The sequence below is a fragment of the Bradyrhizobium sp. JR4.1 genome (genome assembly GCF_040548605.1).
Lineage (GTDB): Bacteria > Pseudomonadota > Alphaproteobacteria > Rhizobiales > Xanthobacteraceae > Bradyrhizobium > Bradyrhizobium canariense.
This window is the reverse complement of the sequence record NZ_JBEPRY010000031.1, coordinates 18,528-31,829: the sequence shown is the minus strand read 5'-3', so window position 1 is coordinate 31,829 and position 13,302 is coordinate 18,528. Positions and strand designations below refer to the sequence as shown.

At 57.7% G+C, this 13,302-nt stretch carries 12 protein-coding genes and 1 pseudogene; 10 read left to right on the top strand and 3 right to left on the bottom strand.

Annotation, left to right across the window (positions count from 1 at the left end; genetic code table 11):
* Window positions 1-6 precede the first annotated feature (6 nt).
* Both ABIB90_RS36490 and ABIB90_RS36485 read right to left on the bottom strand, forming a co-directional pair.
* The gene (locus ABIB90_RS36490; protein ID WP_354171003.1) at window positions 7-1,083 is read right to left on the bottom strand and encodes a nucleotidyltransferase family protein; all 1,077 of its coding nucleotides are present in this window, start codon (window positions 1,081-1,083) and stop codon (window positions 7-9) included.
* Window positions 1,070-2,185: a serine/threonine protein kinase gene (locus ABIB90_RS36485; RefSeq protein ID WP_354171005.1), complete on the bottom strand. Its 1,116-nt coding sequence runs from the start codon at window positions 2,183-2,185 to the stop codon at window positions 1,070-1,072. The genes ABIB90_RS36490 and ABIB90_RS36485 overlap by 14 nt, the downstream gene beginning before the upstream one ends.
* Before the next feature lie 782 nt (window positions 2,186-2,967).
* Between ABIB90_RS36485 and ABIB90_RS36480 the strand changes: the two genes are divergently transcribed.
* The 8 genes from ABIB90_RS36480 (at window position 2,968) to ABIB90_RS41725 (ending at window position 10,868) form a co-directional block, all read left to right on the top strand.
* Complete coding sequence (locus tag ABIB90_RS36480) at window positions 2,968-3,114, top strand: hypothetical protein (RefSeq protein ID WP_354171007.1); 147 nt, start codon at window positions 2,968-2,970, stop codon at window positions 3,112-3,114.
* A 224-nt stretch (window positions 3,115-3,338) separates the two neighbouring features.
* Complete coding sequence (locus tag ABIB90_RS36475) at window positions 3,339-3,554, top strand: hypothetical protein (protein ID WP_246649160.1); 216 nt, start codon at window positions 3,339-3,341, stop codon at window positions 3,552-3,554.
* 2,344 nt (window positions 3,555-5,898) lie between these two features.
* A complete protein-coding gene (locus ABIB90_RS36470) occupies window positions 5,899-7,356 on the top strand; it encodes a coiled-coil domain-containing protein (RefSeq protein WP_354171010.1) in 1,458 nt (485 codons plus the stop codon).
* A 111-nt stretch (window positions 7,357-7,467) separates the two neighbouring features.
* Window positions 7,468-8,487 carry a TAXI family TRAP transporter solute-binding subunit gene (locus tag ABIB90_RS36465; RefSeq protein ID WP_354171012.1) on the top strand — a complete coding sequence of 340 codons (1,020 nt, stop codon included), beginning with the start codon at window positions 7,468-7,470 and terminating at the stop codon, window positions 8,485-8,487.
* On the top strand, window positions 8,484-9,044 hold the full coding sequence (locus tag ABIB90_RS36460; RefSeq protein WP_354171014.1) for a hypothetical protein: 561 nt from the start codon (window positions 8,484-8,486) through the stop codon (window positions 9,042-9,044). Before ABIB90_RS36465 ends, ABIB90_RS36460 begins: the two co-directional genes overlap by 4 nt.
* A gap of 34 nt (window positions 9,045-9,078) precedes the next feature.
* Complete coding sequence (locus ABIB90_RS36455; protein ID WP_354171016.1) at window positions 9,079-9,675, top strand: DsrE family protein; 597 nt, start codon at window positions 9,079-9,081, stop codon at window positions 9,673-9,675.
* A 473-nt stretch (window positions 9,676-10,148) separates the two neighbouring features.
* Window positions 10,149-10,445 (top strand): hypothetical protein, encoded by a 297-nt coding sequence (locus ABIB90_RS36450; RefSeq protein WP_354202490.1) that lies wholly within the window; start codon window positions 10,149-10,151, stop codon window positions 10,443-10,445.
* A gap of 135 nt (window positions 10,446-10,580) precedes the next feature.
* A complete protein-coding gene (locus tag ABIB90_RS41725; protein WP_502917052.1) occupies window positions 10,581-10,868 on the top strand; it encodes a DUF7662 domain-containing protein in 288 nt (95 codons plus the stop codon).
* Between the two features lie 191 nt (window positions 10,869-11,059).
* On the opposite strand, the pseudogene ABIB90_RS41720 reads toward ABIB90_RS41725, so the two are convergent.
* Window positions 11,060-11,353 (bottom strand): annotated as a pseudogene (locus ABIB90_RS41720) (hypothetical protein); the annotation flags it as partial.
* A 420-nt stretch (window positions 11,354-11,773) separates the two neighbouring features.
* Between ABIB90_RS41720 and ABIB90_RS36445 the strand changes: the two are divergent.
* Entirely contained in the window at window positions 11,774-11,932 is a 159-nt protein-coding gene (locus ABIB90_RS36445; protein ID WP_007592914.1) for a hypothetical protein, read from the top strand.
* A gap of 98 nt (window positions 11,933-12,030) precedes the next feature.
* On the top strand, window positions 12,031-12,189 hold the full coding sequence (locus ABIB90_RS36440) for a hypothetical protein (protein ID WP_354171021.1): 159 nt from the start codon (window positions 12,031-12,033) through the stop codon (window positions 12,187-12,189).
* Window positions 12,190-13,302 lie beyond the last annotated feature (1,113 nt).

Here is a 13,302-nt window from a genome sequence, read left to right as displayed (position 1 = left end):
GCTGGCTTACACCTTTCCGACACGAACGGCGGTGGCGGCCCTCAACAGGAACTGTAAGGTGTCCGTTCTTGGCACGGACCACAATCCAGGCCGGCGCATGCCGGTTTGCGTGCAACCAGATGTCGCCTCCCTCCGGTAATTTCTGAGGTCCAGCACCGTCATTGCGAGGAATGGCACACGTGTGGCCGGAAAGCGCGCTTGCATCAATTGTCGCATGAACTGCAGACGGGGAATGAGTCGGGAGCGCATTGAGCGCGGGATCTCGACCCCAAGCAGCGCAGCGAGAGCGAGCAGCTGGGTTTCGACCGCGTTTTTCATCAGTTCGCCCGAGACATGAGAGGCAAGTTCTTGCCAGTCCAGCCCTTCGGAATCATTCAAGTCGCGCAACTCAACCAGATGCCGCAGATCGAGTTCGCCAAGCCAGTAGCCGTAGTCTTGAAACTGATCATGGATGATCAACATCAGCGCTCGATAAGTTGGCGTGGGGACGTACGCGCTGGCCCGCCCAAGCAGCGCGGGGACGCAGTAGTTCAGAGCACATCCGGGGCCAGCATAGAGGTACGCGGGGCCGAGAGCGCTCCGCTGTAGATCGATCGTTCCGGCGTCCCGCGATCGATTCAGCTCCATGTACCATCTTCGGCTTCCGGCAGGAGTTTGGTGATGAATTTCATAGCCAATTGCGCTCAGAGCGGCGACCGCCCTTTCAGCTTCGTCCGGCATGACCATGATGTCCAGATCGCACATCAGCCGAACTCCTCGCCGCTCGACAGGTGCTGTGGCCAGCGTTGCCGCACCCTTGAGCAACACCGGCGTAACCCCCTGGCCGTTCATCGCAATGACAGCCTCTTCCAATTGACCGGCCAACCGGTCGTTGCGCAGCACGTTTCGGCGATGGATCTGGCGGATATAGGTGCACACGTCCTCCGGCAACACCGATGCAAATTGATCGACGAAGTCAATGAGCGCAGGCGTCGTCAACGTCTGGTTTGCGAGCCCGATGACGGAGGTCCACTCCACTTCGGCGGGCGGCAAGCCTCGCAAGCAGTTGCAAAGGCTTGTCAGTGCCGCACTATGCCTTGTCATTGCACAACTCCATCAGCAGCTCCCGAGCCTGGGCCGATTCCGAATAGGTAAGTTGGAACGATCGCGCGCCCGCAACAATCCGCTTCAAAGCGAAAAAGCCGGACTGCGACAGCTTCCCGTCTGCGGCAAAAGCGCCCTCAATGAGCCGCTTGATCGAATCAAGCTGATCCAGGGGGGTCAGCTCGACGGGGCCGCTTGCAACCCGGTTCAGAAAGATGATCCACTTGGCAGAGAGGCTCCCATTGTGCGCATCCGGAATCGGCAAATACCGCACTTCGGCGCCATCGGACCGGCGGTGCGTCACGTCGTTCCAATCGCCATACAGTCGGGATAGCAACCGCCACGATCCCTGCTTGAGGGTGAGGGCAAATGGGATGCCGCAGATCGTTCCGTCAGCCCCAATCAGCGCAACGTCATCGCCGGCATACTGAAATCCAGCGTCTACCAGTTCTAGTGCAAGAGTCGACTTGCCGGCTCCCGGTTGGCCGCACAGCAGTAAGCCCATGCCGCACTTTGCAAGAGAAGCGGCGTGGAGCGCGAAAGCCCACTGATTGCTTCGGATAACTCGCTCGGTGATGTGAGCTTTGATTGTAGGGGCCAGAGCTGCGGCTTCACATCTATGGATGCTCCCGTCATTCCCGCGGAAGAATACTCGATCGCCGAGCATCATTGTCTCGATCGCAATATCCTCCTCCTCGCCGCTGTCGTCCGTAACACAAAATAGCGAAATCAACTGTTGCGAGAGCTCCCGATTTGCAGCCCGGACGCTGATCCTGCGCTGACCAAGAACCGTTGAGAAGGCACAATCGGCCGACATTCGCCAGTCGAGATCGAGCACCCCTCGATCGATCCAGACGTTCATCGCCTGCCACGTGAACTCGCGCGCTGCGCGCTCGCCAATGCCTAGCTGCCCGAGCTCCTGATGGACGTCTTCCAAAGAAGCGCCTTCTGCCAACTTGCACCAAATGAATGCCCCTAGCTGGTCCAACTCATAGAGCTTCTGCCTTGTCTCGCTGAAAAGCACTGATCGACCGTCCACCAGCGCGAAGACTGCACCCGCGGCGGGTCTCAACACCATCTCTGCCGATGTTTTTTCCAGCATGGCTATTCCCGATAGCAACGATATCTGTCTCGCCGCCGTGTCGACGCGGTGGCGACAACATCCTGCAATGTACTGTCCGCGGCGCGTTCCAACGAGCTGCAGTTGCCGAGGAAATTCGGCTTGATTGCCGTGCTGCAGCGGTGCAAATCCACGTTCAGTGCGGATGCACATCGCCTGACTGAGATTCGTTTCGAATGACCATACGGCCCCGGGTCACCCCGCCAGCTGACCACCCTCGTTCACCCCAGATGGAGAAATATTCAACACTTGTCCTCCGAGAAAGGTCGCCGGCGCGGTCAACCGGTGAGAGTCCAGCAGATAGCGGTAAACTTCGCGAGCAGCACTCCGCTCTCGTAGAACGCGCTCCCTCTCGCTGATGCTCGCTAGTTTCTCGCGCATTTGAGCCAACTGCTTCGCAGCCGAGGTGGAGTTGCGCTTCTTCTGGACTGATTCCCGCATCGTCTCCTCCGACCAAAAAAATTGACGAAAACAGCTTACGTCATTGACAACAATTAACAACGAGATTTATATGATCTCAATATAATCAATATTTATTTCATGTTTGAACCGGATGCAACCATTCAAATACCAAGAAGCGGGCCTGCGTCGAAATAACAGCCGACCGAGAACACCGTCGCAGAAATCGCCGCGATGATCTTGGCCTCCTGCCTGCAGGACAGCAAAAAATAAAACTTGACGAGAGTCGCAAACCAGACCGACAGCGCAAGGCTTAATTTGCAGGATTAAATTCTAACGAAGAATATTTTGCTGACGAGAGTGGAGTGAAACCGGTGATCGAATTAGCCAATTTGCCCATCACGGGCGACATGATCGTCTTCGTCGCGAGCGGCATAGCACGCGCAAAACTCCCACCCGCTCAGATTGGCCCATTTTCAGCGGCGCCCCATGCGCTGTCGAGAGACGAATAATCAACGCCCGCGCTGCCGAGCCAAAGAGTGGCGGCGTCCAAGGAATCGCTCAAGCAGCGATCCGGCCGGTTGGAAAAACGTCGTCACGAGCAACCCGCCCTGCTCGAACAAGCACTCCCAGTGTGCGATGCCCCCCAAGTAACCCACACTGAGATGACGACGCACTCCAGCCGGCCGGTTCTCTTTCATTCCACAACGAATAATAATTTCCTAGGGAGGCTCGCATGGGAATGATCATGGTCAAATGTCCGCAAACCGGTCGCGCGATTCCTACTGGTATTAGGTCGGACCGTGAGGCTTTCCTGCGGAGCGTTGTGTTTTATGGCAATACTCGTTGCCCGGTCTGTCGCGCCAATCACAACTGGTTCGCTCGCGAGGCCTGGGTCGATGAGCCGGTCGTGCGGCCCAGGGAGATATTCGAGGAAGCGCCGCTGTGCTGATGCGTAGCGGGCTTCGGTACAGACGCGGAGCCGAACTGACTAGCATTACACGAATTTGGGCCGACCGCCTCATTTGACGCCGCGTGTGCGGAGTTGACCTGTTGCGGCATGGCTGCCGCACCGGCTGGGAACTAGTCTTGGTACGGACTGGATGCGCTCAATGATGGCGCAGCGTTCATCCAGATTCCTGTCTTGGCGGCTATTTCTGCGAGGGCTTACTGGAGGGATGCGAAATATTTTGGCCTATCGTCGTAAAGCGAACTGACGCCCTCATGAACCGTAAGTTAAGCGTCACACCGGCAGGTCGGCGCAAACTAACGCTTCCGATCGCTGATCCTGCAAGGGCCTGTTTGGGGGTATTGTAGTGAGTAGTGGGGTTTGCAGCCGCTTGGCTGCTCTGCGTCAAACGGCGATGGAGCTCGTCAGCCTGCTTGCCCAATTGCACAGGCTACGAGAGCAAGTGCGAAGGGCGGAAGGGCGAAGCCTCGGAGAAAGAGCGAGATTAGGGCCGGCGTCACGGATGCGTAGGCCCCGGTTTGGGATGAGTTGCCGCACGCGGATTCAATGATGGCGAGCGGCGCGCGTGTCAGCGAACTCGAAGACGATCGTTTCACGGATCGACCTTGAAGCCTCCGATAACCCTTTGGCACAACTCCAAGCCGCCCGGTCGCTCCCCAATGAGGCGTGCGCGCAGCGGAGTTTCAAAGCAGGCCGATGCGAGTGAAGGCTCTGTGCCAGGAAAAGTGCTGCACTTGGATCCGGCGTCCCCTTCCGGCTCTGACCGAGATCATCCCCGAGCGGCATGCTGCAGATCATGTCCCGCACCTGAGTTGGTTTAAGCCTGACTTTTTATCTGTTTTTAGTTTTGTGAAGCAGCGCTTCATCTGAAAGACAATTTGAAAGCAAAGCGAAAGTCGTTCGCGTCAAATCGTTTCGGTAGTCGCGCCATGGAAGGCAAATTTAGTTATCCGGTATAATCATAATTAATATGACGCAAAACAGAAAATAAGGTGAGGGAAAACTAATGGGAGGAGTGGATGGAGACCGTACGCCGCTTGCGCGCGATGGCGTCGCTGTGCCGACAGACTTCTGCGCATCATCCTGATCGAAGCTGGAAGCTTCTCGCCGAAGCTGAGTTCTGGGAGCACTTGGCTAATGACATGCTTCGCGAGCATTTCGAACAATGCACGGCTGGCTCCTCGCTCCGACCGATCGGACATGATCCGAATGCCGCGGAATCGAGCGCTCGCATAACCGCGTGAATGCTCTCGCCTAGCCCAAATCCCGCTCGGCCGTGTGCCGGGCGTCAGTCCTCTTCAAGGCGCCCTCATGGAGAACCAAGCCCTGCTGGCGCCTTCGTCTGGCGGCGCGCAGACCTGAGCAGGGACGCCAAAGCGCGCTCGGCTGCCCGGCTCGGTCAGCTCAGACTACCGAGTTCTGTTTTCTGGGTCGGAAATGCGCTTGTGCGAAACTGTCGTTCGCCGTTGGACTTGCACTTTGGCGTCCAGCACTTTTTCCCCAGCTCGTGCGGCGCGCGGCCGGCTCACCTGGTCCGAAAGGCTGGAGCCCCTACCAACTATTCCAGCGATATTTCCGTCGACCTTCGCTGCCGGTATTTTTCGGTTAGGTGACGGTCCAACGATCATCTGCTCCTCGTTGCTCGTGCCGGTGCCAATAGCTCCGATCGGCAGACCATTTTGAGCGTGGCCAGCGCCGGCATTTCTTTTGGCCTGCGCCGCCGCCCGCGACTTCGACGTGGCGGGTTGAACGTCCGGACTGTTGGTTTGGGTGGTGCGGTTCAGGTTTGCACCGGTACCAACGTCTTGTGTCCCCATTCCTGGAGGTGCCGATGGACCAGGGCTGGCGCTGCTCGCATTTGTACCCATGCCGGACGGAGCTGACCCGCCAGTGTGAGCGCTGCCCGTGCCCGTCCCAGTGCCGGCCCCTGCGGAGCCCGCCACTGCGCCGCCTCCTTGGGCCAGGGACAGCACAGATACGCTCGTGATAATCGCAACGATGAGCGAAGGGATTCGGTGGAGCATTGGACCATCTCCTTCTCAAGGGAAAGCGACGAGCCGCATCGCTCGAACCTTGATTAACGATAAACCATTGAATAAAATATAATATGGGTTTATTTTTGCCTATGCATAAACCAAATTAACAGATTGACGCATTAATGTCGCGGATGTGGGGACAAGCGCCGATGCAGGCAGGGCCGGGCCTTGGATCGCCCGTTCGCCGCTCAGACGTGTGGATTGCCTCGGATTGCGCTCGTAGTTCTGCGCGCACCTGCGCAACAAGGTCGGCGTGGATTGCACCGACTGTCCTGACGGTAATATCGGTATTGACGATACCCGTTCTCGCGCAGCAGCCAAATCGGTCGGCGATCGACGCCCCTGTCATTGCGACGCACTTGCGCGGCGCGACCGGCTCGGGAGGGTGGCGCGCGGCGCGGCCGAAACAATCTGCCGACACGACACTCCTGAAGCTCGCACAAGCCACAATCAGCAATACCGAGCGATCACGGCAAGCACTCGCCGCAGAACAGGAGAGGATACAGGCCCTTGCTGCTGACCTCCGAACATGCCGACGGGAGCAGGATACCGTGCTGGGGCTGTTGCAGCATGCACGCGAGCAATGGACCAGCATTGCGGAGGCCTCCGAGAATGAAACCGATAAGCTGCAGAAATCGCTTCGGGAGGAGCGCTTGCACACGGAGCGTCTGGAACGGGAACTTACCAAGGCGCGCAACGATCTCGAAGTGCAGGCACGGCTAAGCCGCGAAATCGGCGCCGAGGCTCGCGAACCCGAACACCCGGCACAGAGTGATCCGAGCGAGCGGCAACAAGCTGTCGAGCGGGAGAAAGATCGGGCAAACCGTTTGGAGCAGACGCTGACAGCCGCTCATCACGACCTGGAGACCCAGTCGGCAGAGATAACCAGACAAGCCGCAGAGATCAGTGCAAAAGAGGCAGCGGAGGCCCAGGTACAGGCAAGCCTCCGACAGGAGCACGATCGTACCAAACAGCTGGAGGAGACGCTCGCGACGACGCGAATCGAGCTCGACAACCGATCCCAGCAGATCGCGAAGGTAATCGAAGAGACGGCGCAGGCCAACCGAACGGCAGAGAATACCTCGGCCAAACTGAAGCTCTCATTGAGGGAAGAGCACGAAAGAGCAGATGCGCTGGCGCAAGATCTCTCGCAGGTGCGCTCCAAGCTGTTCGCGTACGAAGCGCAAGCCGCAGCAAACGACGATCGAGCCGAACAGTTGAAAAAACAGCTCGGGCGAGAATGCCACCAATCCAGCCCAGATGAGCAAGAACTTGCCGCAGCGCGCCCGAAAGTCGGACCGTGGCTACCCGCGGGGGTGTCGGGAGAAGGGGGAGCCGGCAATTCGCCAACGAGGGAACTGCTCCGAACACTGCTGCCGGCATCGCCGCAGCGGCCGCCCGAGCAATCTCCGCGAGAGCTCGTGGTCATAGCAGCTGAGCCGAAGACGCCATCTGCGGTTCTAGGGAACGAACACGCAGCCGAGCTCGTGCGATTGATCGCTCGCGCAACCGGATTGCTTCGACAAGGCGACATTGGCGCGGCACGAGTTGTCCTGGAGCGTGCTGCTGAATTAGGGAGCGCACCGGCAAGTTTCGCGCTCGCCGAAACGTATGATCCGAGCCTGCTTGCCAAATGGGGCGCGAGCGGAACGCGCGGCGACACGTCCAAGGCGCGAGAGCTTTACGCCAGAGCAGCAGCCGGAGGGGTCAAGGAGGCAAGGGAGCGGTTCGACGCACTTGGTCATTAGCAGCGTCGGTGCAGACGGATGGTCGTGCGCTGTATCGACTTGTCAGATCGAACTTGAAGTGAAGAGCGCAGCGGACAAAACCGAATAGACGTTCCTAGGAGAGCCGGATCGATGAAGCAGCTGGTTGGGATACGCTCTTGGTTTCTACTCGTCGTGATAGCCGCTCCGCTTCTGATCATGGGCTGTTGCCCAGCAATGGCCCAGCAGACTCAGCGGGCGCGTGCGGATCATGCAAGGGCGGAAATTGCGGCCATGAACGATTGGACTGTTGGAATTGCCGGAGGTCTGCTGGAAGGAGCTCCCATTCGGCTTGCCGCGGAAATGGCGCGAGTGGCCGATGATGGAACGGACCTCCACGTGCTGCCCATCGTGACCCGTGGCGCAACCGAAAACGTCAATTCGCTGCTTTATTTGCGGGGCATTGATGCAGCAATCATCAATTCCGACGCACTTGACGAGTACAAGAGCCAAGTGCCGGACATCCAGCGACGGATCACCTATGTGCTCAACCTGTTTCCATCTGAACTGCACATATTCGTCAGGCCTGAAATTCAGGGCTTGAGTGATCTGGTCGGAAAGAAGGTCAATTTCAACACCCAAGGTACCGCCGCAGCTTATTCGGGCCCGCTGATTTTCAGCCGGCTTGGGATCGAGGTCGATAAGGCATTCATCCCCCATCAGGTTGCGATGGAACAACTGCGCAGGGGTGAACTGGCCGCCGTCGTTTTCATAACATCGAAGCCGGTGGACGCATTCATACGTGGTCGTTGGGAGGCCGGCTTCAAGTTCCTGCCGGTCCCCTACGAGAGCAAGTTCGAAGATTATTATCTGCCATCTTGGCTGGAATCAGCTGATTACCCGAACTTGATCAGGCAGGGGGAACGCGTGGCAACTATTGCCGTTCCAACCGTGCTGGTCGCTTTCAATTGGCCGATCAAATCCAATCGCTTTCATCGTGTGGCGCGCTTTGTCGACCGCCTGTTCTCGCGGATCAACAAGCTGCAGGAGCCCGGTTTCGATCCGAAATGGAAGTCGATCAACTTGGCGGCGACGGTCCCTGGCCTGACGCGCTTTCCCGCGGCGCAGGCCTGGCTCGATCGTCTGCCGCGTTCGAGCCAGGCGGCACAATGACGTTCACCCTGATCGCTCTCGTCGTGACGCTCGCGATCGCAAATGACCTCGCTCGGGCCCGAGGCGCCGAAGACCCTATGGCGCCGGTTCGCGTCTCTGATCGGCCCGCAAATGGAGCCGGGGCGTGGATCGTCAGCGAGACCACCTCGCCGGTTGATTATTCATCGATCATCAAGGCTACACTACCATCTCAAGGGGGCAGTTCCGACGCAGCAATGAGCCTGTCGATACGGTGTCGCGGCGGCCTGACCGAAGTGTTGCTTGATGGAGCCGGCCTATCGGGCCGCCGCGAGGATTACACCGTCTCCCTGCGCATCAATGATGATCCACCTTTTCAGGTCTCGACAATCACGGCGGCGCGCGGTGTCGCACTTGAAAGCGATGTCGTTCGCCTGTTGCAATCGATCCCCGGCCACAGCGAACTTTCTGTGCATGTGTCACGCCGGACGGGGGCCGGCGCCGGTGCAGTGTTCGCTCTCGATGGTATCGAGAGCGTGCGTGCAAAATTGGCGACAACATGCAAATGGCCACGCGCGATCGCGAAGCCCAACAATTGATCATGAACCTCAGCTTGCTTGGAGAAACAACATAATGCCCAAATTTCCGAAGATTATCACAGCGATGATCGCGACAATCATCTCGCTCCTGGTCGGGCTGTCTGGTTCCGCGGCACAGGAGACTCGCCTGCTCCCGGCACAGCCTAGTTTGCCTGCAGCCTCAACACATGGCGTGGCAAGAACGCACGCGAATTCATCGGCGCGGGCCGCGACGCCAAAACAATTTGAGCTGGCGCGCATCGTGCCATCGTCTGCTGCCAAGAAAGAGCACCGCTTAATCCTTCAGGTCAACACAAGCGACTCCGCGTCAATGAATCTCGCATTGAACAATGCACTCAACGTCGCGCAATACTACAAGGAGGTTGGTGAAGGGGTGAAAGTTGAGGTGATTACCTTCGGCCCCGGCCTCCATATGCTCCGCGATGACACGTCGCCGGTGAAAGCACGAATCGAGGAAATGGCTCTGAGCACGCCGGAAGTATCATTCAAAGCCTGTGGAAACACGCAAGAGAAAATGCAAAAGGCCGAAAATAAAGACATTCCCATCGTTGCCAAAGCCCAAGTGGTGAGGTCGGGCGTCGTTAGGGTGATGCAGTTGCAGGAGCAGGGATGGACCTACGTCAAGCCATGAAATGGCGACCAGACAATGCCTATCGAGCGGCTAGGTGCCGGCCTGCGGTCGCGACACCCCGATCGAGTGGGTCGCCGCAGCCGATGCAAATTGAACTGGCCTCGATCTGGGACAGATCTATCGCGCGCTACGGGCAGCGCCAGACCGACTGTCTGATTACGAGAGCGACTTCGGGAGAGGGTTGAGCGAACATCGGTCGTCTCAGTCACTTGCGAGGTCTGGTAGCAATTTTGCGGGGCAGCCCCTGGCCCGCCCATCCTACTCGGCCGCCTGCTAAGGTCGATTGTCCCGTAGCAGCATAGGGTATCGGAGACGCAGGACGGCGCGAACTGTGATGTATGGCGCTTCGATTTACGTCAGTTCTGATGACCTCTTTTTCGAAGACAAGCGATTAAATTCCACTGGATTTTATTTTGTTAACGCGTCAGATTTCTAGACTTAAAGCGAGTCGATTTTACGTTGGGGAATGTTAAATGGCAAAACCTGCCGTTTCCCGTAATACCTTTCGAGGGTTATTCGCTTTTTATGCGAAAGCTGATCACAAGCACGATGCCGATTATTGTGTGCTGAAGCTGTTTGGATCCGCTCAAAACATTCCTGATCGGCTGCTACAGCAGTGGTCGCACCAGGCTGATCTACCCGGCGCGGAAGCCATCGCCAGCACACTGGAGCCGCGCACCCGCGAGATCGTGAATGGTCGTAAATGCTATGACCACGCCAGCGACTTTCTCCACGTGCTGCTGAGAGACCTAGAGCTAAGGGAACACTAAAGAGGCGTCGCTGCGTCAGGCTCCGCGAGGTCTTGCAGACCTGAATGATAATGCCTTTTGCCTCCGCGCTCTATATGCACCAGACTGCTATTCCAATGCCGGGCGGCCGGCCCATTTTGTCGATATAGTGCTCGCATGCCGAGGTCGATTTACCAGCCATTGCATGAAAGGCTGCGAACGGAGAACGGTCAAAGTCTCCGCCTGTCCTTTTCAGAAATTGAAGCGATCTTGGGGAAGCCTCTGCCGAGATCGGCCTACACCTTCACTGCGTGGTGGAGCACACTGAAGAGAGCAGGTCCTCAAGCGAGAGCGTGGATATCCGCTGGTTATCGTGTCCGGGTCTCAATGAAGCACCGCATCGTCGAATTCTATCGTTCTGATGTGAACACCAATGATCGTCATGGAACGCCCTGGCTGCATTGAAGCTTCCCATGATGGCGGACCTATCAACTTCGGTGTTCGGGACCAACTGCGAGAACAAGCTGGCGCAGAATCAAGTTGCAACTTCAGGGCCGCAGCGAAAACTGCTGCGGCCCTGTTTTTGAGCGGAAGCCGCGAGCCGGATGCTCCGGAACGTGGCGAGAAAAATCTAATGGGAACGCTGCGCGATGGCCCTAGGCCGCATGAGGGTTGACGATGGTGTACCCTCGCAGGGACCGCGGGTGAATTCGCGTTGCGTGCCCACCTGAGTTGGCATCGTACGCCTTCCAGATGTCACCGGCGATGTGCTGTTCAAGGACGAAGACGTGTCCACGTCGCGCGGCAACCATTCCCGGTGCTGGCGAGGTGCGGGGAAAGCGCAGCCAATTGGCTGCGAGGTTCAGTTCCGGTACTACCCGACCAAACACTCGGATCGCCGCACCACATCCGCAGAACGATCGAGGGCAACCGGCCGGACGACCGCTGACGATCTCACTACTTAAGGCCCCTGAGCTGGCCACAGACATCCGTAGGCTAGCAACGGCACCTCGCTGCAGGCGCGGTGCCGGTCTCGTGTATCTCTGCGCCTGCACCAGCGAAGATGAAAAGTCGCATGGCATAATCACGTTGCATTCAGGTGGCGAAGCGGCGCGCAAGGGGCGTGCTTCAGAAGAAATGGATGTCGCAAAAGCGAGCAATAAAGCTACGACTACTCGATTGAACATGCAGGACTCCGGGTTAATAGCCCTGCCCCGACGCGCAGAAAGCGCGTTGTAATTTGGCGAAATTAAGCCATTGAAACAGAATTAAATGAAATTTTGAGACCAAATTAAATCGAGACGGGAACGTTTCGATTTGCCTCGAGTCGTGCTTGCGCGACCGATCCCTTATTGTTCGTGGATCGACAGATGGAAAAGGCAGTCGCCTACGCAATCTCAGCGGCCCTCGTAGGTATCGGTGTTTTGATACTGGTCGTCGGCCTGTCCTCCAGCTCGCCCGCTCTGTGGGTGGTGGTCGCACTCGTGCCGATCACGATCGGGATCGTGAGCGCTTTTGGCCCCGTGTAAGGATGGGGAAAACGGCCGATGGGTCAGATCGTCTGCATTTTCCGAATCGGGCCTCTGTGCACGCTCTCAACTGGTTTCAGATTTACGGATACACGCGCGTGAGCCATTTCGTCTCTATGCTTCTGCTTGCCCTCGCCCTGACGCTGACCTTGTGCTTCGGGGTGGCAGCCTGGCGCGTTTCGGCCGGCAATGACGTCGAGATCACCGCAACGATTCCGCATGAGGAATACGGATGGAGAGCGGGGTCGAAGAAGTGAATGCCTTGGGCTCGCCTTCGGTTACATCCTGGCGAGGATGAACATTGATCTTGACGAATCGCGAATGAGTGAAGGCTGCCCGGCGGCTCCGACTGTTACTGCCTCGAGCTCACCAGCAAGCATTTAGGACCGCGGGTCGTCCGTTCGCAACATAGCGATCAGGTTCGCGATCATTGCCTCCAGGTGCGGCAGGCATCGCAGGGCTCAGCGGCGTCGAGGTCGGTCACGTGCCAATATTGGACCCGGTCCGCGACGGCCAGAAAGCTGCGTTCGACCATCGATCGATGCTCCGCCTCTTTCAATCGTATGACAATATCTGCTTGCCGGCAGTCAGCTGAGGCGCACGGCTGCGGAAGTTCATCGACATGGCAGCTCCCAACACAACCAGACATAACAACGGGATGGCCTAATACCGCACCAAGCTGTCGCCTCACGCCTCGCCGCGGTAGCTTGTTCGTTCGTGCTGTCGCATCATCCTCATCTCTGATAAGCTGGTGAGACTGGCGCAAACTAGGGTACGGTGGGCACCACAATCAACTCCTTCCAACTCTCTCGATGAATTCCAACGCGGCTGGGGCAATGTCATCGAACTCGACAAAGCAGCGGCGCAGTTCATCTGCAATCTCTACAGTTACATCACGGGACCAGCCCTCTACCGTGTTGAAGACTACGATCCGAGCAGGATGCTTGTATTGGCCTTCCATTATTTGGCGCATCAGCGTCGCTCGACTAGCGTCCTCTTCGGAGGTTTCGCTCCAGGCACGTCCGAGCCCACCTCCGAAATCCTCAAGCACAATATAGACGTCACGTGGATATGGATGGGGCACGATGGACGGAGACTGAGGCATGATTCCGAAATCCCGAAAATTCCAGCCCGATTTAATTTTCGATATTAAACTAGATTAAAGATATAATTTCAACCTCATTTATAGTCGTCCGGCTGCGCTTTCGATCGGTCGACACTGCTTATCGATCGACCACTCCCCGGCGCACGTGCTCATGGAGGCGACGAAGAAGCGAGCCGTGAGGTAACGGCGACGGCGATGGCAGCCCCAACGGCAAGGACGACAAACATTTTCGGGGGCACGGCAGTCGGAACGGCTCGCCGGTTAC

Bases quoted from the DNA above. Each gene is read 5' to 3' on its own strand.
- ABIB90_RS36460 (WP_354171014.1), top strand. From the start codon at position 8,484: ATGACGTTCACCCTGATCGCTCTCGTCGTGACGCTCGCGATCGCAAAT.
- ABIB90_RS41725 (WP_502917052.1), top strand. From the start codon at position 10,581: ATGCCGAGGTCGATTTACCAGCCATTGCATGAAAGGCTGCGAACGGAG.
- ABIB90_RS36455 (WP_354171016.1), top strand. From the start codon at position 9,079: ATGCCCAAATTTCCGAAGATTATCACAGCGATGATCGCGACAATCATC.
- ABIB90_RS36445 (WP_007592914.1), top strand. From the start codon at position 11,774: ATGGAAAAGGCAGTCGCCTACGCAATCTCAGCGGCCCTCGTAGGTATC.
- ABIB90_RS36465 (WP_354171012.1), top strand. From the start codon at position 7,468: ATGAAGCAGCTGGTTGGGATACGCTCTTGGTTTCTACTCGTCGTGATA.
- ABIB90_RS36490 (WP_354171003.1), bottom strand. From the start codon at position 1,083: ATGACAAGGCATAGTGCGGCACTGACAAGCCTTTGCAACTGCTTGCGA.
- ABIB90_RS36475 (WP_246649160.1), top strand. From the start codon at position 3,339: ATGGGAATGATCATGGTCAAATGTCCGCAAACCGGTCGCGCGATTCCT.
- ABIB90_RS36450 (WP_354202490.1), top strand. From the start codon at position 10,149: ATGGCAAAACCTGCCGTTTCCCGTAATACCTTTCGAGGGTTATTCGCT.
- ABIB90_RS36485 (WP_354171005.1), bottom strand. From the start codon at position 2,185: ATGCTGGAAAAAACATCGGCAGAGATGGTGTTGAGACCCGCCGCGGGT.